The sequence below is a fragment of the Pseudoalteromonas sp. SK18 genome (genome assembly GCF_001974855.1).
Classification (GTDB): domain Bacteria; phylum Pseudomonadota; class Gammaproteobacteria; order Enterobacterales; family Alteromonadaceae; genus Pseudoalteromonas.
The window spans coordinates 1-437 of sequence record NZ_MTQB01000076.1 but is presented as its reverse complement, the minus strand read 5'-3'; the positions used below and the strand labels follow the sequence as shown (position 1 = coordinate 437).

The following is a 437-nucleotide window of genomic DNA, read 5'->3' as shown; positions in this document are numbered from 1 at the left end:
CAATTAACCAGATGGCAGGTGCGCATAACACCTTTGCAGGTTTTGGTTCAGGTCAAAGTGCTCAGCCGTTTAATACAGTTGAAGATTACACGGCTTTTATCTCGCGCAGCGAAGGTTTTGTAAAGTGGCTTGCCAGTGTAGAGCGCTCACTGGCACAAGGTATTAAACTAGGTATTACGTTACCAAAACCACTTGCTGAAAAACTGCAGCCACAATTTGCGGCTCATGTAGTTAAAAATGCCGAAGACTCACTATTTTGGGGACCAATTAAAAAATTACCAGAATCGTTTAGTGCACAGCAAAAGCAAAAAATTACAGCGCAGTATCGTCAATTGATTACGCAGCACTTAGTACCGGCTTATAAAAGCATGAGTGACTTTTTAGCTAATCAGTATATTCCTAATAGTCGAGAAAGCGTTGGTTATACTGACTTACCA

1 protein-coding gene is annotated in these 437 nt (G+C 41.2%); it reads left to right on the top strand.

Annotated features, from left to right (window positions below):
- On the top strand, nucleotides 1-437 hold a 437-nt coding region (locus BW139_RS18210), incomplete at both ends, for a DUF885 family protein (RefSeq protein ID WP_139336355.1).